Source organism: uncultured Maribacter sp. (assembly GCF_947496775.1).
Lineage (GTDB): Bacteria > Bacteroidota > Bacteroidia > Flavobacteriales > Flavobacteriaceae > Maribacter_B.
The window spans coordinates 1-476 of record NZ_CANMDU010000056.1 but is presented as its reverse complement, the minus strand read 5'-3'; the positions used below and the strand labels follow the sequence as shown (position 1 = coordinate 476).

At 41.4% G+C, this 476-nt stretch carries 1 pseudogene; it reads right to left on the bottom strand.

The window, feature by feature from the left end:
- Positions 1-476: pseudogene (locus Q0856_RS18055) on the bottom strand (hypothetical protein); the annotation flags it as partial.

Here is a 476-nt window from a genome sequence, read left to right as displayed (position 1 = left end):
GTTACTGCTGTACCGCTAATCACTCCATTTACACCATTGATACTAAAAGCCGTTATATCCTTTGTACTACTAGCTGCAACTATAACCGTTACTATATAATCCTTAGTAGAACCATCGGCGGCTGTTACTCTATATGTTACTGGATTAGTGAAATCCTGTGCCGTTCCGGTTGTTGGGTTTAAACTAGCTCCCGTATGTACCACCGTTGGACTTAACGAACTTGCATTCGTTCCTGTGGGTAAACTTACTGTTACTGCTGTACCGCTAATCACTCCATTTACACCATTGATACTAAAAGCCGTTATATCTTTTGTACTACTAGCTGCAACTATAACCGTTACTATATAATCCTTAGTAGAACCATCGGCGGCTGTTACTCTATATGTTACTGGATTAGTGAAATCCTGCGCTGTTCCGGTTGTTGGGTTTAAACTAGCTCCCGTATGTACCACCGTTGGACTTAACGAACTTGCATT